A 24910-nucleotide genomic window follows, 5' to 3' on the forward strand; every position below is an offset into this window, starting at 1 on the left:
TCCCGAATATTCCGTCGCACGCGACATCACCGGCACCCGGCAGACGCGATCTGCCGGGTGCCGGTTCGTCTCTGCTGTTGGTGATCCGCCGCTCAGCCTGGGAACGCGCGCCTGCCACGGACGGCGACCACCAGTCCTGCCACGACGAATGCCGTGCCGACACACGCCAGGTACAGCGTCGCCGAACCGGTCGGAAGCATCACGCCGCCGAGCAATGCGCCCAGGGCGATACCGACATTCGATGTCGAGTTGATCCATGCACCGGCGACCTCGGGGGCATCGGACAGGGCCCGTACCGCCGCGGACTGATACATGGACGGCACCCCGCCGAACAGTCCGTTCCACAGTACGACGGCAATCACCAGCACGATGAGCCACTGCTGGGTCAGTCCCACCGCCAGGATCGCGCCGGCGAGAAGGGCGAGAACAGTGAGAACCGTTGCGCGGGGACGACGATCGATCGTCCGCCCGACGCAGGCCAGACCGATCAGGCCGCATACACCGCACAGCAGCAGCAGCGGCCCGATCCACGACTCCTGCGCACCCGACGCCAACAGCACGACGCTGATGTAGGTGTACACGGTGTACTGACCGACGAACGTCATTGTGTTGGACACAACGACAATGCCGAGATCGGTACGTGCACCGGACTTCTCGATTCGGCGGCCCGCCCGGAACCCCGCTGACCGCCGGGAGGAACCGGAGGATCAGCACCAGGGCCACCACGGCGATACCGGCGAGCACGGCAAACGCGTTCCGCCATCCGAGCGCCGAACCGAGCGCCGTCGAGAGCGGAACCCCCAGCACGAAGCCCGCGGTCGTACCGCCCGCGACGACCGCGAGGCCGCGTCCGACCTGTCCGTGCTCGACGAGCCGCGGGACATAACCGATGCACACCGAGAAGAACAGCGCATGTGACAGCCCGCCGACCACGCGCCCGGCGGCGACGACCGCGAAGCTCGGGGCGACCGCGATCATGACATTGCTGATCAGATAGCCGACCACCGTCACGAGGATCAGTCGCTTGCGCGCGATCCGCTTGGTGGCGATGGTCAGCGGCACCGCGAACACCGCGACCATCACGGCGAAGACCGTGATGAGCAGCCCGGTGACCGAGTCCGCCACGCCGAACGCGCCCCCGATGGCCGGGAGCAGACCGACGGGGAGCATCTCGGTCGTCACCGCGAGAAAGCCGGCGATCGCCAAGGTGAGGAGCGCGGGTGCGTTCTGCCGAACCCCCTGTCGCGTGTCGGTGACATCGATGCTGGTCGTGGGCATTCCAAGAATATACTCGTGAACCGAGTTTATTGGAAATGCAACAATGCCGTGGTGTCCATCCCGTCCGCCGGCCCGAGCGCCGGGCGCTGGTTGACGGCTGCGCGACTGATCGAGATCGTGCGCGCGCAACCCGGCATCACCCGTGCCGCAGCCGCGCACGACCTGGGTATCCGCAGTGGCGCGGCGACGGAGTTGTTGGCCCGCATGCGGCGGGTCGAGCTGCTCGACGAGAGTCCCGCCCCGGCGCAGGGCCGTGGTCGCCCGACGACCGTCCTGCACGCCCACCCGGCCGGCCCACTGATCGTCGCCGTCGAGTTGAGTCTGACGGGATGGCGTGTGGCGACGGCGGCCGTCGACGCCGTTCCCCGGATCGAGTACGCCGGCGCATCGCTGAGTCCTCGCCCTGGTCCCGTCCTCGCCGAGATCTCCGGTGTCGTCGACGACATCTGTCGACGCGAGGGCGACCGCGTCCGGGCCGTGTCCGTCTCGGTCGCCGGTGCTGTCCGCGACGACCGCCTGGTCCAGTTCACCCCGCTCGACTGGCCGGATGTCGACCTCACGGGCCTGACCGCCGACGACTCGCCGACCGCCCCGCCGGTTCTGGTCGGCAACGACGCGACGCTGGCCGGCCTGGCCGAGGCACGCACCGGTTCGGCCCGCGGCGTCGGCACGGCGCTGCACCTGATCATCGCCGTCGGACTGGGTGGCGCACTCGTCGTCGACGGCGTGCCGGTGATCGGCGCCCACGGCGGCGCCGGCGAGTACGGCCATGTGCCGTTCGGCGATCCCACGCAGCTGTGTCCCTGTGGTGCACACGGTTGTTGGGATCTGACCGTCGACGGGCGAGCGCTCGCGAGACATCGCGGCGATCCGGCGCCCGAGAATCCCCTGCGCTACACATACGAGCTACTCGAGACGCAGCGCGCGAGTGCTGATCCCGCGATCCAGGAGGCCTTCGACCGGGTCAGCGGCTCGCTGGGCCGTGGCATCGCGGGACTGGTCAACATCCACGACCCCGACATGGTCACCCTCGGCGGTCTCGCGGCTGCGCTGCGGGCAGCAGCACCCGAACCGTTCGACACCGCCTATCGCGGGGGCCTCATGTCGTTCCGGAAACACCTGCCGCCCGACGTCGTCGACGGCATCCACGGCGACGACGGCCCGCTGCGCGGCGCGGCGCTGCGCGGTGTCGACCACATCACCACCGTCGACGCCATCGCGGCGTGGGCTGACCGCCGATGATCGGTCACAGCACCTTCGTGATGGCCCCGGTCATCTTCGCCGGCTTCGTCGTCGGCGCGAAACGTTCGACGACCTGACCATCCCGACCGACGAGGAACTTGGTGAAGTTCCACTTGATCCGCCCGCCGAGCAAGCCACTCTTCTCCGAGCGCAACGACTCGAACAGCGGATGCGCATCCGGCCCGTTGACGTCGATCTTCGCGAACATCGGGAAGGTGACGTCGTAGGTGAGGGAGCAGAAGTTCTTGATCTCGTCGGCGTCACCCGGCTCCTGATGGGCGAACTGATCGCACGGGAACCCGAGAACACGCAGTCCCTGCTCCGAATAGTCCCGATACAGGGCCTCGAGGCCCTCGTACTGCGGGGTGAACCCGCACTTCGACGCAGTGTTGACGATGAGCAGTGGCAGGCCCGCGTACTCCGACAGCGGCACTGGCGTGCCGTCGATGTCGTCGGCGGTGAAGTCATAGGCGGTGATCATGGGTCGATGCCCCCTCGGTAAGTGCCGGTCAGGTGTAGGCCGGCCGTCCCAGTATCTGATTGCATGCGGCAACACCTTCGACGATGCCACGTTCGAAGGCCCGACCGCGCTCCTGGCCAGTTCCGTGCGTCGGGCGATCCGGCAGGGAGTACATGAACGTGATCGCTTCGGATCGATCCGCGACGGACAGATGGCCTTGCCCGATGAACCACGTCCACGCGGCACCCGACCAGCAGTCGCTCGCGAGCTCCATCGTCCTGATCTCGGCGGTACGCCCGAACGCCAGCGCAGTGATCGTCGCCGACACCGGCCTCAGACCGACGGACTCCTGTACGCCATGGCTCGACTCGTGGACCAACGTCGTCACCGCGCGGCTGCGCGTCCGGATCAGCTCGGCGTCCGAGGTCGGGTTGTAGAAGGTCACCTTGTTGCAGTGATGCAGGCCGAGAGCGATGACCGCGCCGAGTTCGGCATAGACGCACACATCACGGTTCTCTGGACTCCACGACACCCCGGCGGCCGGATTCGTCACCCGCACCGTCTCCTGCACCACCGAGGACCGGCCCGTGTGCGAGAGCCATCTTTGAGTCAGCGCGACGGCGCACGAGACGTTCTCGAGGGCCCCATACTCGCCTCGGCACCCAGCGACATCTGACTGGACCGGCACCGTACCCCACGGCGCAGCATCGGCGGAAGATACAGCGACACAGACGATCCCGATTGCCACGAGCACGACCGAGATCAATCTCATGCGTGTGATCACGACTCCGCCTGACTCGCCGTGGTCGCGACGATTCATGACAGGTGCGGCTCCAACATGGGTACGAGGTACTGACGGGCGATCGCGGCGAGCTGATCGTCGTCGTGCACGTCGATCAGCTGACTGGGAACGGTGAGGAACGAGTTCGAGATCCGGACCATCACCTCGGCGGTCAACTCCGTGTCGAGTTCGGTGGCGATGTTGCCTGCCCGCTGCTCAGTGCGGAGCTGTTCGGCGACGAACTGCCGTACCGCGACGAGCATCCGGCCGTCGTCGGCACCGATCGAACCGGCGAGCAGGGACGGTTCGGTCTCGATCAGACCACCGATGAGCGGGTTGTCGAGGATGGACCGCAGCGAGCTGACGAATCCGAACACCACCCGCTCAGCGGCGGTCTCGGCGCTGCTGATGTCGGCGAGGAACTGGAGGAAGTAGCGGCGGAACTCCCGCAGGATCACCTGCTCGACGAGATCGTCCTTGGTGGTGAACTTGCGGTAGATCGTGATCCGCGACAGCCCTGCCCGGCGCGCAACCTCTTCCATCGAGGACCGCTGGATGCCCATTCGACAGAACTGGTCGAACGCGGCGTCGAGCAACTTGGTCCTGGTGGGGTCGTCGTCGGGTTCGGTCACATCACCTCCGACGACGGCGACGTACGCCCGCTCCAGCAGCGATCGCGATCTCACGGACGATGAGTCCATGTCGGCCGCCGGGCCCGATCGACCCGCGGCGGCATGTCCAGATTCCACACGATCCCCTCGCCGTTCGATCCCCGGCCGTGGCCGAAGCATACCGCGCCGCCAATCAATCATCAGAAAACGCGTGTGTTCAGAATCACTACGTGCTACACCTATGTAACAGAGATACAGCTTTTGTGTCATCGCGTCATCGAGTCGGGTGGCGATAGACGGGAGAAGTGAGATGGAGAATCTGAGCAGGCGAAACCTGTTGAAGGTCGGGGGCACGGTAGGGGCGGCCGGAGCGATCGCAGCGGTCGCGCCGTCCACACCGTGGACGTGGTCACCAGCGGGTTCAGTGCCTGGGACCGGCAGCGGCGCAGACCCGAGGGGTGTCTGGGACGTGGATGCCGATCCGGTCGTGGCGGCCCTTCTGGAGCGGGGTGACGTCCCGAAGGTCAACAGCATCCTGCGTTCCTGGACGAAGAACGGGCAGCCGCTGCCCGCCGGTCTGCCCAACGATCTGCGTGACTTCATGGAACATGCTCGGCAACTGCCGGCGTGGACGGATCGCGGCAAACTCGAGACGGCGGTGCGCTTCAACCAGAAGCGCGGCACCTACCTCGGCGTGCTCTACGGGTTCGCGAGCGGCATGATGAGCACGGTCATCCCCAAGGAGGCCCGCGCGGTCTATTACTCCAAGGGCGGTGCGGACATGAAGGACCGCATCACCAAGACCGCGAAACTCGGATATGACATCGGCTCGCTGAACGCCTACCGCCCCGACGGCGAGATGATCGTCACCTGCGTGAAGACCCGTCTGGCTCATGCGGCCGTGCGACACCTCCTCCCGCAGTCACCGTGGTGGGTGCACGCCGCACCGGAGAAGAAGCCGATCAGCCAGGCCGACATCATGGTCACCTGGCACAGCCTGCCGACCACCGTGATGCGGATGCTCGACAAGTGGAATGTGCCGATCGCGGCCGACGAATCAGCGGGCTTTCTGCATTCGTGGCAGGTCAGCGCTGCCATGCTCGGAGTAGACGACCAGTACATCCCGGCCTCCTGGAATCAGGCCGACTCCCAGGCCAAACAGGTACTCGATCCGATTCTCGCGCCGACACCCGAGGGCAAGAAGCTCGCCGACATCCTGCTCGACCTGGGCATGAACCTCGATCTGAGTCTGTTGTCCCGTGGCGTCCTCGGCGCCCTCACCCGGTTCATGCTGGGCGACAAGGTCGCCGACTGGTACGCGATCCCGCGCGAGCCCGTGTGGAGCCCCCTCCTCGAGACTGCTTGGGGCCCTTTCGTCCTCGTGCGGGAGGGACTGCTCAACGTCGGGATGCCCAAGGAGGCGTACTGGCTGTTCGACGAGTTCCTCCGCCAGTTCGTCCTCTTCTACATGTCCGAACTGCGGATGCCGATCAACATCGAGATCCCGGTGTTGAACAACCCGCACTACAACTGATCCCGCGCCACTCGCGCGAACGAGCGATCCATGTCCCTGCGCACGTGGCTCGTGACGCTCGCCGTTGTGGTGGCGGGACTCGTCATCCCGTCCACCGCGACGGCAGCGCCCCTGCCGACACTTCGTCCCCTCTGCCCTGACCTCTATGTGCTGGCGATCCCTGGTACGTGGGCCGACATCGCCGAACCCGGCATCCTCCGGGCGGTCACCGACGGTCTGGGACCTCGCACCCGGTCAACCTATGTGGGTTACGACGCCACCGCATTCCCCTGGGAGAAGGCCATCTACGGTCGATCCAAGGCCCAGGCGGTGGCCAACACCACCGGCCTCGCGACGATGATGCTGCGCAGATGTCCCCGCACCAAGGTCGCACTCACCGGATACAGCCAGGGCGCTGACGCCGCCGGAGACGTCGCCGCCGAGATCGGCAACGGGCGCGGGGCGATCCGGCCCGATCAGGTCGCCGGCGTCGTATTGCTCTCCGACCCTCGACGTTCCAGTCGGGACACCATCGTCGGTCCGGCGCTGGCCGGTCAGGGCAGCGGCGGTCCCCGGCTGTCCGGAATGGGCCGCCTGCGCAGCCGCACCTTCACCATCTGCGCTCCGAAAGATCTCTACTGCAACACACCTCGCGAGTACTACGTGACTCGCATCGTCGGGTATCTCGCCGAGACCAGTGACCCGACCCCGAGCCAGATGAGTCAGTACCAGGCCGAGGCCGGAGCCATCCTCGACGAGATGCTCTCGACGGGCGGCATCGGCGCAGTCGGGCGGGAGGTCAGCAATCAGCGTGCCCGACAACAGATCATCGTCTTCAACCAGTTCATCCAGTCCGGTGTCCACACCGACTACGGGGAATTCGAGGTGCAGCCCGGCATCTCCGCGGTGAGGTGGGCCCACCAGTTCCTCGCACAGCTGACATCCACACCACCCTCGTCCGTACCACAGCCCCTTCACAAGGAGTGACACCATGGGAGCCCTCCAACCCTGGCACATCGTCGTCGTCGCGCTGGTCTTCGTGATCCTGTTCGGCTCACAACGACTACCGGACGCGGCGCGCGGCATCGGCCGCTCACTGCGGGTCTTCAAGTCCGAAGTCGCGGAACTGCACGACGCCGACCGAGGCGACTCCGAGAAGACCTCATCCGCCCCGTCCATCGAGCGTGAATCGACCGAGCGCCGGTGAACAGGCAGCTCCTCGAGGAGAGTCTCGCGATCGTCGATCTCCCCGACGACGGTCTGACGCTCCGGTTCTACGAGATACTGTTCGCCCGATATCCCGCCGTACAGCCGATGTTCCGGCGCGACATCACGACTCAGGCCGACATGTTGCGGACGGCGATCATCTCGGTTCTCGACCACCTCGACAACGCCGAGTGGTTGTCGTCGAACCTGGGCTGGCTGGGTCGTCGTCACGCCGGGATGGGCGTGACACCACCGATGTACGACGCGGTCGGCGAATGCATGATCGCCGCGATGGCCGAGATCGGCGGCGACGCGTGGACCTCCGAGATGAGCGATGCCTGGACCGATGCACTCACCGCGGTCTCGTCGATGATGGTGGACGGGTATCCGTCAGAGTGAGGGCGGCGACTGTGTCGTCGGCGACAGAACACATGCGCGCCGATCGATACGAGGGTAGGACGGAGGTCAGGGGGCGAGCGTATCGAGAGGTGTGAGGCATGAAGGCCATCCAGATCGTCAAACCCGGAAACGAACCCGAACTGCGTGAGGTGCAACGACCGACTCCCGGCCCGGGGCAGGTCCTGCTGAAGGTCACCGCCGCGGGCGCCTGTCATTCCGACGATTTCGTGCTGAACATGCCCGAGGACGGTTTTCCCTATCCGCTTCCCATGACGCTCGGCCACGAGGGCGTCGGTGTCGTCGCCGAGACGGGCAGCGGTGTGGACAGCGTGGCCGAGGGCACCGCGGTCGCGGTGTACGGACCTTGGGGATGCGGCGTCTGCCACTTCTGTTCGCGCGGGCTCGAGAACTACTGCAGCAGAGCGGCAGAGCTCCAGATCGCGCCACCCGGGCTCGGCGTCGACGGCGCCATGGCCGAGTACATGATCGTCGACGACCCGCGCCACCTGGTGCCGATCGGCGACCTCGATCCCGTCCGGACGGTGCCGCTGACCGACGCCGGCCTCACCCCGTATCACGCGATCAAACCGTCGTTGGGCAAACTCGTCGGCGGCACCACGGCCGTCGTCATCGGCTCCGGCGGACTCGGACACGTCGCGATCCAGATGCTCCGTCACCTGACACCGTCCCGCGTCATCGCGCTCGACGTCACCGAGGAGAAGTTGGCGTTCGCCCGCGAGGTCGGAGCGCATGAGACCGTTCTCAGCGATGCGGACGCGGTGGCCAACGTCCGGAGTATCACCGGAAAGGATGGCGCTACAGCAGTTTTCGACTTCGTCGGATATCAGCCCACGATCGACACCGCCCTCGGCGTCGTCGGGACGATGGGTGACGTGACCATCGTCGGCATCGGAGACGGTGTGGCTGCGGCAAAGGTCGGCTTCTGGACCCAGCCATACGAGGTGTCGGTGCGCGCGCCGTACTGGGGTTCGCGCAGCGAGCTGATCGAGGTCCTCGACCTCGCCCGGGACGGCGTCCTCGACGTGGCGGTCCAGGAGTTCTCACTCGACGACGGCGTCGAGGCCTACCGGAAGCTGGCCGCCAACGAACTCCGCGGACGAGCCGTCGTCGTGCCCGCGTGAGCCGGCGGGCCGATTCACCGACTGTTCACCTGCCGGGAGACTCGCGGCCCACCGTCGTCAGTAGTGTCGCGGACGCCGAGCGGATCGCCCTGCCCTCCCCCGCGATCGGTGAGGACACACCACCTTCGTGACAGGTCCGGTATCCCGGGTATTCCGGGGGTGGTGTCGACGCTGAATCATCCCGGTCACGACCGTGGCAGGGACGACTCGCCGGTGTCGAGGTCACGTCTCGGCCCCGTGAACGTTCGATGAACGAATCCGCCGCAACCGGCCCGACGACCCGGGCGTGACTAGCGTTATGGCATGGACGCGAATGACGAGCTGCGTCAGATCAGCCAGGTGCAGGACCGTTTGATCGGACTGTACTCCCACAAACGCCCCGACGATGCCGCGCTGGCGGTGAAGGACGCCCATCAGCATTTCGAGGGGATCCGCGTCCGTGATTTCGTCCCGCTCCTCGTCGAGCGCCGCGCCAACAAAGCACTCGGCGGGGACGACGTGATGGACGATCCGGCCGAGGTACCGCCCGCCCACGGCGAGTAGCCGCACCATCACGCCTGTGGGCGCGGCCGTGCGGCCGGTACCGTCCAATCATGCGCTTCGGAATCTGCATCCTGCCTGATCGATCCTGGTCACAGACTCGGCCTCTCTGGCAGCGCGCCGAGGAGATGGGCTTCGATCATGCGTGGACGTACGACCATCTCGTCTGGGGCGGACTGCCCGACTCGCAATGGTTCTCCTGCGTCCCCACCCTGACGGCGGCCGCCGGAGTGACCGAGCGGATCGCGTTGGGCGCATTCGTGGTGTCCCCCAACTTCCGCCACCCGGTCTCGTTCTCCCGGGAGGTGCAGACACTTGTCGACATCTCCGACGGACGATTTCTCCTGGGGCTCGGAGTCGGGGGAACGCCCGACGACACGCTCCTCGTCAACCCGGCCTGACGGTCCGCCAACGCGTGGACCGGTTCCAGGAGTTCGCCGGCATCCTCGATCGGACGTTGCGCGACGACCACGTGTCGATCGACGGCGAATACTACCGTGCACGCGACATGCGACTGGTCGGCGGCAGTGTGCGTGATCGCGTCCCGATGCTCCTGGCAGGCAACGGACCCCGGTCGGTCCGCTTCGCGGCAAGCGCCGGCGACGGCTGGATCACCACCGGGACCGGCGCGGACTCGCTCGACGATTGGTTCGACGGCATCGCCGGCAGCGTCGCGACCTTCGACCAGGCAGTGGCCGACGGCGCGACCAGCGTCCCGCGGTATCTCAGCCTCGATGCCTCGCCCCGCAACGCACTGGAGAGTGTCGACCTGTTCGACGAGATGGTGGGCCGCGCCGACGAACTCTCGTTCACCGACGTGATCGTGCATTGGCCCCGGGACTCCGAGCCGTATCGCGCGCCCCTCGACGTGCTCGAGTCCGTGGTGTCCCGCGGTCTGAGATGAGCGGGTCACGCATCGCCAGCGCATCGGTTCGTCGTCGAGTGCACGCGGAATCGTCGTGTCGCTGGACTCCTGATCGTCGGACTGTTCGTGATGATGACCGCCGTCGGACTCGGCAGTTGGGTCGTCGGTGTCGTCGCGCCGCCCGCGGAACTGGCCGAGCTGACAGGGATCTTCCAGATGACGGCGCCACGCTGAGGGCGCTGCATCGGTTGACAGCAACCCGCTACACGCTCATCCTGTTGCGTAACACGCATTCGTTGCCTATCACGCAACAGGGGTTTTCATGGTCCAGCCCACCATCATCATCATCGGCGCCGGCATCGTCGGCTCATCACTCGCCGACGAACTGACCGCCCGCGGGTGCACCGACGTCACGGTGCTCGACCGCGGTCCTCTGTTCTCCACAGGCGGATCGACCTCACACGCGCCCGGACTCGTCTTCCAGACCAATCCGTCGAAGACGATGACGGAATTCGCGCGCTACACCGTCGAGAAGTTCGTCGGCCTCGACGCGTTCGACCAGGTGGGCGGGCTCGAGGTCGCGTCGACACCACAGCGCTGGACCGATCTGCACCGCAAGCACGGGTGGGCGCAGTCCTGGGGCGTACGTGGAACCCTGCTCGATCCGCAGCAGTGCGCCGCACTCAATCCGTTGCTCGACGTCGACCGGATCGAGGGTGGGTTCCACACCCCCGACGACGGGCTCGCACGCGCGGTCCGCGCGGTGACCGTGCAGGCCGAACGCGCGATGGAGCGCGGCGCCCGGTTCGTCGGCGGGCAGGAGGTCGTCGAGATCGTCGAACGCGGTGGCCGCGTCGCCGGTGTGCGCACAGCATCGGGCGAGGTCGTCGACGCCGACATCGTCGTCTCCGCCGCCGGATTCTGGGGGGCACGGCTCGGTGAGCAGGTCGGGCTCACCGTTCCCCTCGTGCCGATGGCACATCAGTACGCCAAGACCGGACAGGTCAGCGAACTCCGTCGCGCCGGGCTCACCGGCACCGAGGCGCACATGCCGATCCTGCGCCATCAGGACCACGACCTGTATTACCGCGAGCACGGTGACCGACTCGGCATCGGCTACTACGGGCATCGTCCCATGCCCGTCGACATGGACACCCTGCTCACCGACACCGCCGGCGAGGCGATGCCGTCGATGTTGCCCTTCACCGAGTCCGACTTCGACGAGGCCTGGACGCAGAGCGTGGCCCTGCTCCCGCCCCTCGGCGACACCAAGGTCGACGAGGGATTCAACGGCATCTTCTCCTTCACCCCCGACGGGTTCTCGATCATGGGCGAACACCGTGAGCTGCCGGGCTTCTGGGTGGCCGAGGCGGTCTGGGTGACCCATTCGGCCGGGGTGGCGAAGGCGATGGCCGAGTGGATCGTCGACGGCGCACCGTCCACCGATGTCCACGAATGCGATCTCTACCGGTTCGAGGACGCGGCGAAGAGCCCCGACTTCATCCTGGCGACGAGCTCGCAGGCGTTCGTCGAAGTCTACGACATCGTCCACCCTCACCAGTACCGTTCGGCGCCACGGGATCTACGGGTCAGCCCCTTCCACCATCGGCAGCGGGAACTGGGCGCGCACTTCTACGAGGGCGCCTGCTGGGAACGGCCGGCCTGGTATGCCGAGAACGCGGTCCTGATCGACGAACTCTCCACCGACGGAGTCGCCTTCCCCGACCGCGACGACTGGTCAGGACGCTACTGGTCGCCGATCTCCATCGCGGAGGCACGATGGACCCGCGAGCACGTCGCCCTCTACGACATGACACCGCTCACGCGCTACGAGGTCGCCGGCGACGAGGCCTGCGCCTTCCTGCAGCGACTCACGACCAACAACGTCGACAGGCGAGTCGGCTCGGTGAGCTACACGTTGATGCTCGACGACAACGGCGGCGTCCTCAGCGATCTCACCGTGGCGCGGCTGGCCACCGATCGATTCCAGGTGGGTGCCAACGGTCCGCTCGATCTCGACCGGATGCTCCGCCACGCCGCCCACGCCGACGTCACCATCCGCGACATCACCGGCGGCACCTGCTGTGTCGGCGTCTGGGGCCCGCGTGCACGGGATCTCGTCGCGCCCCTGGCCGTCGCCGACATCTCACACGAGGCGTTCGGATACTTCCGCGCACTCGAGACGTACGTGGGCAGCATCCCGGTCACCATGCTCCGGGTCTCCTACGTGGGCGAGCTCGGCTGGGAGATCTACACCACCGCCGAATACGGTGCGGCTCTCTGGGATCTGCTGTTCGACGCCGGACGTCCGTACCGTGCCATCGCCGCGGGACGGATCGCGTTCAACAGCCTGCGCATGGAGAAGGGGTACCGGGCGTGGGGCACCGACATGACCTCCGAACACCTCCCGGATGCGGCCGGCGTCGGGTTCGCGGTGAGCCGACGCAAAGGCGGCTTCGTCGGGAAGGCAGCACTCGATGTCGCGCCAGAGACCGAACGAACGCTGCGCAGCATCGTGTTCGACGATCCCATCGCCGTCGTCCTCGGTAAGGAGCCGGTTGCCATCGACGGCACCGTCGTCGGATATGTCACCAGCGCAGGATATTCCGCGACCATCGGCCGTTCCATCGCCTACGCCTGGTTGCCGACGGCGACCCCCGTCGGCGCGAGCGTCACCGTCGCCTACCTCGATCGGACGTACTCGGCCACGGTCCACGCGGAACCCGTCGTCGATCCCGACATGACCCTGATCCGGAGATGAGCATGAACGACATCGGCTTCGACGTCATCGTCGTCGGCCTCGGCGGGATGGGCAGTGCCGCCGCCTATCACCTCGCCCGGCGGGGTCAGCGCGTCCTCGGGCTCGAGAAGTACACTCCCGCACACGATCGCGGGTCGAGTCACGGCGGCTCCCGGATCATCCGCCAGTCCTACTTCGAGGATCCCGCCTATGTGCCACTGCTACTACGGGCCTACGAACTGTGGCAGGAACTCGCCGACGCCACCGGACTCGAGGTCTATCGGATGACCGGCGGACTCTTCCTCGGGTCACCGGACTGCCTCACTGTCGCGGGCAGTCGGCGTGCCGCCGAGGAATGGGATCTGCCGCACGAGATGCTCAGTGCCGCCGACGTCCGTCGCCGGTTCCCGACCTTCGCCCTCGCCGACGACGACGTCGCGCTGTACGAGGCGAAGGCCGGGTTCGCGCGGCCCGAGATGACCGTCGCGGCCCACCTCGACCTCGCAGCGCGTGCGGGTGCGACTCTGCATTTCGGCGAGCAGGTCGTCGAATGGTCCGACGGCCCTTCGGAAGTCACGGTGACGACCGCCGAGGGAACGTACACGGCAGGACAGCTCGTCATCTGCCCCGGCGCGTGGGCACCGCAGCTGCTGACCGATCTCGGCATCCCGATCACGGTCGAACGCCAGGTCCTGTACTGGCTCGACCCCGACTGCGGCACCGAACCGTTCGAGCAGCAACCGATCTTCATCAGCGAGCACGCCGGGGGACCACAGTTCTACGGCTTCCCGGCGATCGACGGGCCGTCCGGTGGGGTGAAGGTGGCGTTCTTCCGGAAGGGCAGGGAGTGCACCCCCGACACCATCGACCGCGAGGTGTCCGAGCAGGAGATCGACGAGATGCGTGAGCGTGCCGGCGATCTGCTGCCCGCGCTGACCGGACCTGCCGTGCACACCGCCACCTGTATGTACTCGAACACGCCCGACGAGCACTTTGTCATCGCCCGACCGAGCGCACTGACGAATGTGACCGTCGCATGCGGCTTCTCGGGTCATGGATTCAAGTTCGTGCCCGTCGTCGGCGAGGTGCTCGCCGACCTGGCGACCACCGGTTCCACCTCCCACCCCATCGGACTCTTCGACCCACAGCGATTGGTGACCGCATGACGATCTTCGACGACTCGCCCGCTGCCGACGTCGGGCGTCCCGACCCGACCCTCTCCTCGCTGCTCCCCACTCTCGGTGGCGAATACTATTGCGACCCAGGAATCTTCCGCGCCGAGCAGGAACACATCTTCGAAGAGATGTGGATGTGTGCCGTGCGCACCGCGGATCTCCCGACGCCGGGCGCCTTCCGCAAGGTGCAGGTGGGGCGTGAGAGCGTACTGATCGTCCGCGGTCGCGACGGCGAACTACGCGCCTTCCTCAACATCTGTCGGCACCGCGGCGCCATGCTCTGCACCGAGGACTCCGGCACGGCGCCCCGGGGACTCCGCTGCCATTACCACGCCTGGACCTACCGGCTCGACGGAAAGCTCTTCGCCGCACCGAATCTCGGCAGTCTCACCGATGAGGACGGCGAAGCCATCGACCGCAGGCGCTATGGGCTGATCGAGGTCGCGATCCGCGAATGGCTCGGATACGCGTGGGTGTGTCTCGCCGACGACCCGCCCTCGTTCGAGCACGACGTGATGGATGTGGTCACCGGCCGCCTCGGTGACAGCACCGCGATCGACAACTACCGGATCGATGAACTCGCCGTCGGCAAGAGCGTCACCTACGACGTCGCGGCCAACTGGAAGCTGATCGTCGAGAACTTCATGGAGTGCTATCACTGCGCCACCATCCATCCCGAACTGACCGAGGTCCTACCGGAATTCGCGGGCGGATTCGCCGCGCAGTACTATGTCGGCCACGGTGCGGAGTTCGGCGAGGGTGTCGAGGGTTTCACGGTCGACGGCAGCTCCGGCCTCACCCCGATCCCCGGGGTCACCCCGGAGCAGGATCGCCGGTACTACGCGATCACCGTGCGGCCGACGGTGTTCATCAATCTCGTGCCCGACCACGTGATCGTCCACCGCATGTATCCGATGGCCGCCGATCGCACCATCGTCAGATGCGACTGGCTCTACATGCCCGACGTGGTCGCGCAGGGGCGTGACGTCGAGCGGTCCGCAGAGCTGTTCCACCGCGTGAACGAACAGGACTTCGACGCGTGCGAGCGCACCCAGCCGGCGATGGCCTCGCGGGCCTATCGTCGCGGCGGTGTCCTGGTCCCCTCGGAGCACCACATCGCCGAGTTCCACGGCTGGACGGTCGAGAGACTCGCCCGGACGAGCGAGAAGTGACTGGTCATCGGCCCCGCGGTGACCGGCCTGACCGGATCGGAGGTCGTAGATGACTATGCTTGACCAGGTCATGCCACCCCAGGAGAATGCGACACGGGAGAAGTCGGTCGCCGCGGTCCAATCCGTCGACCGGGCGCTGACCGTTCTGGAGATCATCGGGAAGGCGGGCACCGCGGGGGTCAGCGAGATCGCCGTCGAGCTCGGTGTCCACAAGTCGACGGTGTCGCGCCTGATCGCAGTGCTGGAGGCCCGCGGTTTCGTCGAGCAGCTCTCCGACCGCGGCAAGTACCAGTTGGGGTTCTCCATCGTCCGTCTCGCCGGTTCGACAACCGCGCGACTCGACCTCGCCAAGCTCAGTCAGGGCGTATGCGACGGCCTCGCCCAGATGAGCGGTGAGACGACGAACGTGGCGATCCTCGACGGCCCCCGCGTCATCAACGTCGTCGAGGCGATCGGGCCGGCCGAGGTCGCACTGCGTACGTGGGTGGGCCAGACGTGCCCGGCGCATGCGACGTCGAGCGGCAAGGCGCTGCTGTCGGGCCTGAGCCCGGACGCGGTACACGACCTGATCGGGCCCGACCTCGAGGGATTCACCGCCCACACCATCGCCGACCTCGACAACCTCGACGCCGAGCTCGAACGGGTACGTGCGACCGGATGGGCCAGCGTGCGCGAGGAGCTCGAGATCGGGCTCAACGCCGTCGCGGCGCCTGTCCGCGATGCGGACGGCAGTGTCGTTGCCGCGCTGAGTGTTTCCGGTCCGGCATACCGCCTCGATCCCGTCGCGTTCATCGACATCGCCGATGCGACGACGGCGGCTGCCGAGGAGATCAGCGCGCGACTCGGCTATCGCGGCTGACGACGTCATGGTCGGCCCAACCGGCCGGGTCGGCCGACGTCGATACACTCGGCCGGGTGAACGTACGCGCTGGGATCGTGGTCACCGGAACCGAGGTGTTGTCCGGGAGGGTGGCCGATCAGAACGGGCCATGGGTGGCGCGAGCCCTGCTCGAATCCGGCGTCGACGTCGCCCACATCACCATCTGCGGTGACCGTCCGGCCGACCTGACCGCCCAGCTGCGCTTCCTCGCCGGCCAACAGGTCGACCTGATCGTCACGACCGGCGGTCTCGGCCCCACCGCCGACGACCTCACCGTCGCCACCGTCGCCGAGTTCTGTGGTCGCGCTCTGCATCTCGATCCGGATCTCGAATCCGACATCGCCGCGATCATCGCCCGGTGGCAGCGGCGGCGCGGCGACACCCGGACCGACACCCCGGCCCTCCGGGCGGGCATCCGCAAACAGGCGCAGGTGCCCGAAGGGGCGCAACCGATTCCACCCACCGGGACCGCGCCGGGTATGGCCGTGCCCGCGCGGCCGGCGGTGGATGGTCCTGTCGGCGTACCCGCCGTGCTCGTGCTGCCCGGACCCCCGCGCGAACTGCAGGCGATGTGGCCGGCAGGGATGTCGAGCCGGCCGGTGCTCGACGCGTTGTCGGCGCGGACGGAGCACCGCCAGGAGATCATCCGCGCCTACGGGCTCTCGGAGGCCGACCTGGCGGAGACGCTGCGGACCGCGGAGTCCGCCGTCGCCGGGTTCGACTCGCTCGAGATCACCACCTGTCTGCGTGGCGGCGAGCTCGAGATGGTCACCCGTTTCCCCGCCGATACCGCACCGGCGTATGCCGAGGTGACCGACCTGATCGTCGAACACCATGGGCAGCAGATCTTCTCGACCGAGGGATCGACCATCGACGACCTGGTCGTCAACCGTCTGGGAGGGCGGACCATCGCGACCGCCGAGTCGTGCACGGGCGGTCTGATAGGTGCCCGACTCACCGACCGGCCCGGTTCGTCGGCCTATGTCGTCGGCGGCGTCATCTCGTATGCGAACGAGGTGAAGACCGGCGTCCTCGGCGTACCGGCCGAGATGATCGCCGAGCACGGCGCGGTGAGCGAGCAGGTCGCGGCCGCGATGGCCGAGGGCGCCGCCGCCCGCCTGGCCGCCGACGTCGCCGTCTCCACCACGGGCATCGCCGGACCCGGCGGCGGCAGCGAACTCAAACCGGTGGGGACCGTCTGCTTCGGGGTCGCGATCGCCGGACAGCCGACGGTGACCGTCACCCGTCGCTTCCCCGGCGACCGGACAACGGTTCGCGCGCTGTCGACGACGGCTGCGATGCACCTCGTAGCCGATCTCCTCGGCGACGACCCGTCCTGACCCCCGCCGCCCCCGGAACCTGCGTTGACACCCGCCGGAGGTCAGTTACAGTGTGACTGAAACTGACGTTCGACGAAAAGCCCGGCCGATGCCGGCAGAGAGGTCCGGCACTCATGGGAATCCGGCACTACCTCCGCCACGCCCCGGCGGTCACGGCCACCGAGTCCCTCGAACTCCAGCGGCAGGGCGCCGTGATCCTCGACGTCCGGCGTGACTTCGAATGGCGCCGCAATCACATCCCGGGGTCGATCCACATCCCCCTCGAACAACTGCCCTCCCGATGCGACGAGCTGCCCGACGACGCGTTGGTCATCACCTTCTGCACCGGCGGGCCGTTGGAGGGCACTCAGAACGCGGTGTCCTGACCGCGCATCATCGACAGCAGGTTCATGCGCAGTTCGCCGGCGAACCGGTCGTCGAGGGCGGCATCGATCTCGCCGTCGGCGGCGGTGATCACAGCCGTACCGACGTCGAGCAGCCGACGCCCCTCGGCGGTGATCGTGAGCGTGGCCGTGCGACCGCGACCGCCCACGCCTTCCCGCTCGATGGCACCGCGGTCCTCGAGCGTGCGTAGGGTCGCCTGCATGCTCTGCGGCGTGACCGATGCCCGCCGCGCGAGCTCGCTGTAGGACAGTCCGGGTGTCCGCGACAGGTGCCCCAGAGCCGAGACATGGCGCAGCGCAATGCCTTCAGACGAGAGCGCTCGTTCGATGCGATCGCGGACGCGACGGCCGACCGCCATCAGCAGGAAAGCGGTGCTCACCGGCGGACCCGCTCCCTCACTCACGCCTGCAGCCTAGCTGAGACCTTCTGGTCGTCGAGGATCTCTCAGTTGTTGGCGATGATGGTCCGAGCGATCCGCAGGGCGCGGTCGATCGGCACGGCGAAACCGATGCCGATGTTGCCGGATTCGGCGCCGCCGACCGTCGCGATCGCGGTGTTGACGCCGACGACCCGCCCCTCGAGGTCGGCGAGCGGGCCTCCCGAGTTGCCGGGGTTGATCGACGCGTCGGTCTGCACCATCGGCTGTTCTCCTCGCCCCGGCCCGGACAGACGCGCCGGTCGGTCGACGGCGCTCACGATGCCCGCGGTCACCGTGCTCGACAACCCGAGCGGCGATCCGACCGCGATCACCGCCTGACCGATACGGAGGCCGGTGCTCTCGCCCAGATCCGCCGGCGGCACGGTGGCACCGGTGACCTCGACGACCGCGATGTCGGTCGCCGGGTCGCTGCCGACGACCCGTCCGCCGACAACGCGTCCGTCCGCGAGTTGCACCTCGACCGTCGTCGCGCCGGCGATGACGTGGTGATTGGTCAGGACGCGCCCGGCCGGGTCGATTGCGAAACCCGATCCGCGTGCGGCGCCGGCGCGGATCTGCACGACACTCGGCAGCAGTGTCGAGGCAGCGGCCCGCGCGTCGGTCCCACCCGGTGGTCCGGGCGCGACGGCCGACGAGGAGAACGGGTTGTCGGGGGCGAACACGCTCCCCGCGATCAGGCCGGCACCACCTCCCGCGACGGCACCGGCGAGCAGGCATCCGACCACCAGCAGCGACGTCCGGCCCGCCGAGCGCCGAGGGGCGGCAGCAGGTTCGGTCCGGTCATCGTCGGCACCGTGACGCAGGCTCGGCGCGGCCGCGGTGTCCCGGGGGATCTCCCCGATCCTGATGGGCACCGTGGACTGGGGTGTCGGCGGTGTCGGTGGCGCCGTCGTCGCAGGCATCTCACGATCGGGGACGACGAAATCCGGACCGGACGGGCGGCCGAGGTCGAACGGTGAGCGGGTCATGTGATGGGTGTCCTCAGATCATCCGGGAGAACCAGCGAAGGGAGAATGCGGCAGCGATGACACCGAACAACAGGGCCAGCCCGGCGACGAACGGAGTCACCTCGCGCTGCTCGGTGCGCCAGCCGATCGACGAGCCGATCTCGCGGTAGACGTCCTGCAGTTCGTTGCTGCTCTCTGCCTCGTACGGTCGTCCGCCGGTGGCCTCGGACAGGTCGGCCAGCGCGGCGGCGTCGACCGGCACGGGAATCGAATAGCCCGCCGAGTAGAGCGTGCCCGAATCGCTGCCGTAGGCGATCGTCGAGACCGGCACGCCGGCGTCGGCGGCCATCTCCGCGGCCAGCGTCGGCGACCGCCCGGTGGTGTTGCTGCCGTCGGACAGCAGCACGATGTGTGCGGGCAGTTGCTCCTGCCCGGGTCCGACGATGCCGCGGATCTGGTCGAGCGACGTGATCACGCCTTCCCCGATGGCGGTGCGCGCCTCGGTCGACACCATCGAGAGACTGCGCCGGGCGGCCGGGTGATCGGTGTCGGGCGGGTGGATCACCGTCGTCGACCCGGCGAACGTGACGACGCCGACGTTGAACGTGTCGGGCAGGTGCTCGATGAAGTCGCCGGCGGCGTCGAGCGCCGCGGTCATCCGGTCCGGGTCCACATCCCGCGCGCGCATCGATTCCGACGTGTCGATGGCGACGACGATGGTGGCACGTTCGTAGGGCACCCGCACGGGCAGCTCCGGTCGCGCGACGGCGAGTCCGGTCAGCGCGAGAGCTACGAGCAACAGAGCCGCCGGCAGGTGCCGACGCCACTGTGGCCGTTCGGGCATCACCTTGTCCAGCAACGGCAGTGACGCGAACCGCACGACGTATCGCTGTCGTCGGCGGAGCATCACGAGGTACATCACCGCGAGTGCGGCGACCGGGACGAGGACGAGCAGTCCCCACGGGAACAGGAACGTCATGACGCAGGGTCTTTCACGATCGGTCCTTCACGGGTCGGGTGGTCCGGGCCGGATGTCGTCACGTGCGATGGGGCCGACGCCCCGGACGGGCGGCGGTGCGCAGGGTGCGGCGCCGGGTGCGCAGGAACGACGCGAGGTCACGAATCCAGTCGCGGCCGGTGTCGACAGTGAGGTGCTCGGCACCCGTCCCGACGATGGCGTGCCGGACGTTGTCTCGCCGTCCGGCGGCGGCCGCACGGTAGCGGAGTCGGAGATCGCGATCGGAGGTCCACACGTGGCGTTGTCGTCCCGACTCCGGATCGACGAGGACGACCGGTCCGACATCGGGAAGATCGCCCTCCCGCGGGTCGGTGACCTCGACGGCGATCACGTCGTGGCGGGCCGCCATGTGCCGCAGCGGACGCTGCCACTCGAACGGTTCCTCCGACCGGCCGTCGGGATCGAGGAAGTCGGAGACGACGATCCGCAGCCCCGCGCGACGATATCGTCGGCCGAACGCGTCGAGGGCCTCGCCGAGCGGCGGTGTCGACGAGCCCTCCCGGTGGTGGATCTTGTCGACCAGCCGCGCGCAGCGTCGGGCTGCGAAGCGCGCACGGTCGGGCCGCGACCACGTGATGCCGTCGGGCGAGAGGACGGCGAACCCCATCCGGTTACCCGGTGCGTCGGTGAGTTCGCCCATGGCCCAGACCACCTGCGCGGCGAGATCTCGTTTCTCCCCGGTCACCGTGCCGAACGCCATGCTCGGCGACAGATCCAGCAGCACCCAGGTGTCGAGCCGGTTGTCGGCGCGCGGTCGCCACACGTGCAGCTCGGTCGAGCGTGCGGTGATGTTCCAGTCGATGCGCCGGACGTCGTCGCCCGGTTGATACCGCACGACCTCCTCACGTTCGGACCCGACACCCAGACGTGTGCCCTCGTGGTCGCCCGGGACGAGGCCGTCGAGCCGCCGACGCAGCCCGATGTCGAGAGAGCGGAACGGATTGGCGGTCACCGGGTCCGCCCCGGCATGTCGTGAGGCGTCATCACGAGGCGACCTCGGTGTCGTCGCGGGACGCGATCCGCGGTGCGGCCACCCCGGCCAGCACCTGCTCGACGATCCATCGCGGCGGCACACCGTCGGCGACCGCGTCGAACGTGAGGACCAGACGATGTGCGAGGACGTCACCGGCCATCTCGCGGACGTCGTCGGGCAGCACGTAGTCGCGGCCGCGGATGAGCGCGAGTGCGCGGGACGCCGCGAGCAGCCCGAGAGAGCCGCGCGGACTCACCCCGTACTCGAGGTACGGCTCGAGGCCGGGCACGCCATAACCCGTCGGCCTCCGCGTCGCCATCACCAGCCGCACGATGTAGTGCGCGACCGCGTGATGGACGAACACGTCGTCGGCCGCGTCCTGCAGGTCGACGACGTCGTCGATCGACAGGATCTGAGCGGGTCGCGGCGGCCGTGTCCCCATCCGGGCGAGGATCTCCATCTCGTCGAGTTCGGTCGGATGCTCGAGGTCGACCTTGATCAGGAATCGGTCCCGCTGCGCCTCCGGCAGGTGATAGACGCCGTCGGTCTCGATGGGGTTCTGCGTGGCCAGGACGAGGAACGGGTTCGGCAGCCCGAAGGTGGTGCCGCCGATGCTCACCTGGCGTTCGGCCATCGCCTCGAGCAACGCCGACTGCACCTTCGCGGGCGCACGGTTGATCTCGTCGGCGAGGACCAGGTTCCCGAAGACCGGCCCGAGTTCGATGTCGAAGGACTCGGTCGACGGTCGCCACACCCGGGTGCCGACGATGTCCGCAGGCATCAGGTCGGGGGTGAACTGCAGTCGCCGGAACGTCCCGCCGACCACTGTCGCGACGGTCCGCACCGCGAGTGTCTTGGCGATGCCCGGCACACCCTCGAGCAGGATGTGCCCGCGCGACAGCAGCCCGACGAGCAGACGTTCGAGCATCTCGTCCTGTCCGACGACGACCCGCTTCATCTCGAACAGCGCACGCTCGATAGTCGCCGCCGACGATGTCCTGCGATCTGCCGTTGCGTCGGTGGGATCGTGTGCCGATCCGGCTGTCGCACCACCGATCTCCCGCGGTCCGGCGCTCGCGGCGTCGTCTGACGTGTTCATGTCCCCACCTCACCAGTCGACCCCGAAAACCAGTGGAAGACAGAGCGAAAGACGACCGAAAGCGGTGTGGCCGTCGTGCGTCCGTGTCGCTACTGTGGGGTGGTATGCGCGTGCTGATCGTCGAAGACGAGGAGGGACTCGTCAGCGCTCTGCGCATCGCGCTCCAGCGTGAGGGCTACGCGGTCGACGCCGCCCTCACCGATTTCGGTGCGCGAGAACGTCTGTCGGTCAACGAATACGATGTCGCCCTCGTCGACGTCACCCTGCCCGACGGCGACGGACTCCAGCTCGCCCGCCAGGTCCGCGACGGCGCGATCGAGTGCCGGTCGGGACGGGACATGCGCATCGTGATGCTCACCGCGCTCGGCACCCTGCCCGATCGTGTCCGTGGCCTCGACGCCGGCGCCGACGACTACATCGTCAAACCCTTCGCCCTCGCCGAACTGACCGCACGCCTGCGGGCCGTGCTCCGCCGCGAGGTGCGCGGCGACTCGTCGTCGATCCGCGTCGGCGACATCACCATGGACACCGCCCGGCAGATCGTGCACCGGGGTGGTCGCGAGGTCGACCTGACCCTCAAGGAGTTCGCCGTCCTGCGGTTCCTCATGTCCCGTCCGGATCATGTGGTGTCCGCCGAGCAACTCCTCGAGCACGTGTGGGACGAGCACACCGATCCGTTCACCCAGACGGTGCGTGTCACCGTCGGGACCCTGCGCCGCAAACTGACCGTCGACGACGAGGAGCAGGTCCTGCACACCTCCGTCGGCCGCGGGTATCGGCTGCGGTCGGGGATCGTTCCCGACCGCAGGTCGGCCAGGACCTCCTGATCGGTGGCACACCTGTCGTCGGCGTGGCGCGCGCTCCGGACACTCCGGGTGCGCATGGCGCTGACGACGTCGGCGTGGCTGTTCGCGATCTCGGGTCTGATCCTGCTCGGCGTGTACCTGGCGCTGCAGCACAGCATCGACGCCAAACCGCTCGATCCGGTGACGGTACGCAAGTTCGTGCGCAAGCCGGACGGCACGCTGATGTACAAGACGGGCGAGTCGTTCCAGGCCGCCGACCTCGAGAGCGTGCAACAGGCCGTGAACCAGTCCACGCTGGAGAGCCTGCGCAATTACTCCCTCATCGCGCTGGCCGTGATCTCACTGATCAGCCTGTTCGTCGGCTGGTTCGTCGCCGGCCGGATGCTGCGACCGATCGGTGCGATCACCTCCACCGCGAACCGGCTGCGTGCCACCGATCTGTCGCAGCGCATCCACGCGTCTGGCCCCGACGACGAACTGCGCACCCTTGCCGACACACTCGACAACCTGTTGGATCGCCTGGACACGGCGTTCCGCGCCGAGCGTGCGCTCGTGGCCGATGTGTCCCACGAGTTGCGTAATCCCGTCGCGGTGATCCAGGCCAACGTCGAGGCGGTGCTCGCCGACGACCGCGCGACCGCTGAGGAGCGCGCCGACGCGCTCGCGATCGTGTCACGGCAGACGGCCCGGATGAGCCGCCTGCTCGACGACCTGCTCGCGACCGCACGTCGTCGATCGGGCTCGTTCGCCGACGAACGGATCGATGTCCGCGACTTCGTCGTCGACGTGACGCGGGATCACGCCCTGCTCGCTCGGGAACGCTCCCTGCGGCTCGATACCCGGGTCTCGCCGGGTCCGCTCGTCTACGCGGACCGGGAGTCGTTGTCGCGGGCGCTGGCGAACCTGCTGAGCAATGCGCTGCGCCTCGCGCCGGACGCCTCCACGCTCACCGTCGCCGCCGGCAGCGTCGACGGTTGGGCGTGGATCGCGGTGCGCGATGAGGGGCCGGGCATCGCCGACGCCGATCAGCAGCGCGTGTTCGAGCGGTTCCGCCGCGTCGACGACGCCACCTCCGGCACCCGTTACCGCGGGTCGGGCCTCGGCCTGACGATCGCGCGGCAGATCGTGGAGTCGCACGAGGGCAGGCTGGTGGTGCACAGTCGGCTCGGCGTCGGGAGCACCTTCGTCATCTGGCTGCCCGACCGGGCCGACGCCAGCCGGCCGGTCCGCACGGGCGCGCCGCCCGTGCCCGATCCGCTCGGCGAGCGCTGAGGTCGGGGTCGCCCATCCGTTTCTCCGTCGGTGACGAACAATGGATGTTCGCGGACAGTTGCCCTGATGCGGGGTGGAGGGAGCCAGAGTCATGAACGACGATCTCGTCGTGCTGCTCGACGCCGAGAGCAATCCGCACGGCACGGCGCCCCGGCGCACGGTCCACGGCCCGGACACCCCTCTTCACCTAGCCTTCTCCTGCCATCTCGTGGTCGCCGACCGCATCCTCATGACCCGCCGGGCACTGTCGAAGACGACGTGGCCCGGGGTCTGGACGAACTCGTTCTGCGGGCATCCGCGGCCCGGCGAGGACGTCGACGCGGCCGTCGCGCGTTATGCACCCCGGGAGTTGGGTCTCGACGTCGCCGACATCACGCCGATCCTGCCCGACTTCCGCTACCGTGCGGTCGACGCCGGTGGGGTCGTCGAGAACGAGGTCTGTCCGGTCTTCCGCGCCCGACCGGTCGGTACCGCCGTCCCGAATCCGGACGAGGTGATGGACATGGTGTGGGCACCGATCGACGACGTGTGGGAGTCCGCCCGCCGCACCCCGTGGCTGTTCAGTCCGTGGTTCGTCGACCAGGTCCACGCGCTCGACGACAGCACAGACCTCCAAGAGATCCGGTGA

General features: G+C 67.9%; 25 protein-coding genes and 2 pseudogenes. 17 read left to right on the forward strand and 10 right to left on the reverse strand.

Going from position 1 to position 24910, the window contains the following annotated elements; genetic code table 11:
- Window positions 1–92: 92 nt before the first annotated feature.
- Both QSJ19_RS22620 and QSJ19_RS22625 read right to left on the reverse strand, forming a co-directional pair.
- Window positions 93–605, reverse strand: coding sequence for an MFS transporter (locus QSJ19_RS22620; RefSeq protein ID WP_286323322.1), 513 nt, complete (start codon window positions 603–605; stop codon window positions 93–95).
- 106 nt (window positions 606–711) lie between these two features.
- Window positions 712–1278, reverse strand: a pseudogene (locus QSJ19_RS22625) (MFS transporter); the annotation flags it as partial.
- Window positions 1279–1329: 51 nt separating this feature from the next.
- Between QSJ19_RS22625 and QSJ19_RS22630 the strand changes: the two are divergent.
- Window positions 1330–2520 carry an ROK family protein gene (locus QSJ19_RS22630; protein WP_353507171.1) on the forward strand — a complete coding sequence of 397 codons (1191 nt, stop codon included), beginning with the start codon at window positions 1330–1332 and terminating at the stop codon, window positions 2518–2520.
- A gap of 4 nt (window positions 2521–2524) precedes the next feature.
- On the opposite strand, the gene QSJ19_RS22635 is transcribed toward QSJ19_RS22630, so the two are convergent.
- The 3 genes from QSJ19_RS22635 to QSJ19_RS22645 all read right to left on the reverse strand — a co-directional run bounded on the left by QSJ19_RS22635 (window position 2525) and on the right by QSJ19_RS22645 (window position 4462).
- Window positions 2525–3001, reverse strand: coding sequence for a glutathione peroxidase (locus QSJ19_RS22635; RefSeq protein WP_286323255.1), 477 nt, complete (start codon window positions 2999–3001; stop codon window positions 2525–2527).
- Between the two features lie 28 nt (window positions 3002–3029).
- Window positions 3030–3533, reverse strand: coding sequence for a neutral zinc metallopeptidase (locus QSJ19_RS22640; protein ID WP_286323256.1), 504 nt, complete (start codon window positions 3531–3533; stop codon window positions 3030–3032).
- 263 nt (window positions 3534–3796) lie between these two features.
- Window positions 3797–4462, reverse strand: coding sequence for a TetR/AcrR family transcriptional regulator (locus tag QSJ19_RS22645; RefSeq protein WP_286323257.1), 666 nt, complete (start codon window positions 4460–4462; stop codon window positions 3797–3799).
- A gap of 220 nt (window positions 4463–4682) precedes the next feature.
- On the opposite strand from QSJ19_RS22645, the gene QSJ19_RS22650 reads away from it, so the two are divergent.
- From QSJ19_RS22650 to QSJ19_RS22710, 13 genes and pseudogenes are all read left to right on the forward strand, one after another.
- The gene (locus tag QSJ19_RS22650; RefSeq protein ID WP_286323258.1) at window positions 4683–5906 is read left to right on the forward strand and encodes an oxygenase MpaB family protein; all 1224 of its coding nucleotides are present in this window, start codon (window positions 4683–4685) and stop codon (window positions 5904–5906) included.
- A 30-nt stretch (window positions 5907–5936) separates the two neighbouring features.
- The gene (locus QSJ19_RS22655; RefSeq protein ID WP_286323259.1) at window positions 5937–6872 is read left to right on the forward strand and encodes a cutinase family protein; all 936 of its coding nucleotides are present in this window, start codon (window positions 5937–5939) and stop codon (window positions 6870–6872) included.
- A gap of 4 nt (window positions 6873–6876) precedes the next feature.
- Window positions 6877–7092, forward strand: coding sequence for a Sec-independent protein translocase subunit TatA (gene tatA, locus QSJ19_RS22660; protein ID WP_286323260.1), 216 nt, complete (start codon window positions 6877–6879; stop codon window positions 7090–7092).
- On the forward strand, window positions 7089–7490 hold the full coding sequence (locus QSJ19_RS22665; protein ID WP_286323261.1) for a globin domain-containing protein: 402 nt from the start codon (window positions 7089–7091) through the stop codon (window positions 7488–7490). Before tatA ends, QSJ19_RS22665 begins: the two co-directional genes overlap by 4 nt.
- 98 nt (window positions 7491–7588) lie before the next feature.
- Entirely contained in the window at window positions 7589–8632 is a 1044-nt protein-coding gene (locus QSJ19_RS22670) for an NAD(P)-dependent alcohol dehydrogenase (protein WP_286323262.1), read from the forward strand.
- 303 nt (window positions 8633–8935) lie between these two features.
- A complete protein-coding gene (locus QSJ19_RS22675; protein WP_286323263.1) occupies window positions 8936–9175 on the forward strand; it encodes a three-helix bundle dimerization domain-containing protein in 240 nt (79 codons plus the stop codon).
- A 50-nt stretch (window positions 9176–9225) separates the two neighbouring features.
- A pseudogene (locus QSJ19_RS22680) lies at window positions 9226–10076 on the forward strand (LLM class flavin-dependent oxidoreductase).
- Window positions 10077–10359: 283 nt separating this feature from the next.
- Window positions 10360–12798, forward strand: a complete 2439-nt coding sequence (locus QSJ19_RS22685) for a GcvT family protein (RefSeq protein ID WP_286323264.1) — start codon at window positions 10360–10362, stop codon at window positions 12796–12798.
- A 2-nt stretch (window positions 12799–12800) separates the two neighbouring features.
- Complete coding sequence (gene solA, locus QSJ19_RS22690) at window positions 12801–13943, forward strand: N-methyl-L-tryptophan oxidase (protein WP_286323319.1); 1143 nt, start codon at window positions 12801–12803, stop codon at window positions 13941–13943.
- Window positions 13940–15124 carry an aromatic ring-hydroxylating oxygenase subunit alpha gene (locus tag QSJ19_RS22695; protein ID WP_286323265.1) on the forward strand — a complete coding sequence of 395 codons (1185 nt, stop codon included), beginning with the start codon at window positions 13940–13942 and terminating at the stop codon, window positions 15122–15124. Before solA ends, QSJ19_RS22695 begins: the two co-directional genes overlap by 4 nt.
- A 49-nt stretch (window positions 15125–15173) precedes the next feature.
- A complete protein-coding gene (locus tag QSJ19_RS22700) occupies window positions 15174–15983 on the forward strand; it encodes an IclR family transcriptional regulator (protein WP_502876324.1) in 810 nt (269 codons plus the stop codon).
- A 56-nt stretch (window positions 15984–16039) separates the two neighbouring features.
- A complete protein-coding gene (locus QSJ19_RS22705) occupies window positions 16040–17344 on the forward strand; it encodes a competence/damage-inducible protein A (RefSeq protein WP_286323266.1) in 1305 nt (434 codons plus the stop codon).
- 113 nt (window positions 17345–17457) lie between these two features.
- Window positions 17458–17709, forward strand: a complete 252-nt coding sequence (locus QSJ19_RS22710) for a rhodanese-like domain-containing protein (RefSeq protein ID WP_286323267.1) — start codon at window positions 17458–17460, stop codon at window positions 17707–17709.
- Here QSJ19_RS22710 and QSJ19_RS22715 read toward each other — a convergent pair.
- From QSJ19_RS22715 to QSJ19_RS22735, 5 genes are read right to left on the reverse strand one after another with little or no spacing between them, the layout of a single operon-like run.
- The gene (locus QSJ19_RS22715; protein ID WP_286323268.1) at window positions 17691–18131 is read right to left on the reverse strand and encodes a MarR family winged helix-turn-helix transcriptional regulator; all 441 of its coding nucleotides are present in this window, start codon (window positions 18129–18131) and stop codon (window positions 17691–17693) included. The genes QSJ19_RS22710 and QSJ19_RS22715 overlap by 19 nt on opposite strands.
- Before the next feature lie 41 nt (window positions 18132–18172).
- A complete protein-coding gene (locus QSJ19_RS22720) occupies window positions 18173–19135 on the reverse strand; it encodes a S1C family serine protease (protein ID WP_286323269.1) in 963 nt (320 codons plus the stop codon).
- Window positions 19136–19148: 13 nt separating this feature from the next.
- Complete coding sequence (locus tag QSJ19_RS22725) at window positions 19149–20093, reverse strand: VWA domain-containing protein (RefSeq protein ID WP_286323270.1); 945 nt, start codon at window positions 20091–20093, stop codon at window positions 19149–19151.
- Between the two features lie 58 nt (window positions 20094–20151).
- Entirely contained in the window at window positions 20152–21084 is a 933-nt protein-coding gene (locus QSJ19_RS22730; protein WP_286323271.1) for a DUF58 domain-containing protein, read from the reverse strand.
- A gap of 31 nt (window positions 21085–21115) precedes the next feature.
- A complete protein-coding gene (locus QSJ19_RS22735; protein ID WP_286323272.1) occupies window positions 21116–22204 on the reverse strand; it encodes an AAA family ATPase in 1089 nt (362 codons plus the stop codon).
- A gap of 104 nt (window positions 22205–22308) precedes the next feature.
- On the opposite strand from QSJ19_RS22735, the gene QSJ19_RS22740 reads away from it, so the two are divergent.
- The 3 genes from QSJ19_RS22740 (at window position 22309) to idi (ending at window position 24910) form a co-directional block, all read left to right on the forward strand.
- A complete protein-coding gene (locus QSJ19_RS22740) occupies window positions 22309–23031 on the forward strand; it encodes a response regulator transcription factor (RefSeq protein ID WP_286323273.1) in 723 nt (240 codons plus the stop codon).
- 3 nt (window positions 23032–23034) lie between these two features.
- Window positions 23035–24282: a sensor histidine kinase gene (locus QSJ19_RS22745; protein WP_286323274.1), complete on the forward strand. Its 1248-nt coding sequence runs from the start codon at window positions 23035–23037 to the stop codon at window positions 24280–24282.
- A gap of 91 nt (window positions 24283–24373) precedes the next feature.
- Window positions 24374–24910: an isopentenyl-diphosphate Delta-isomerase gene (gene idi, locus QSJ19_RS22750; protein ID WP_286323275.1), complete on the forward strand. Its 537-nt coding sequence runs from the start codon at window positions 24374–24376 to the stop codon at window positions 24908–24910.

The sequence above is a fragment of the Gordonia sp. ABSL11-1 genome (assembly GCF_030315685.1).
Classification (GTDB): domain Bacteria; phylum Actinomycetota; class Actinomycetes; order Mycobacteriales; family Mycobacteriaceae; genus Gordonia.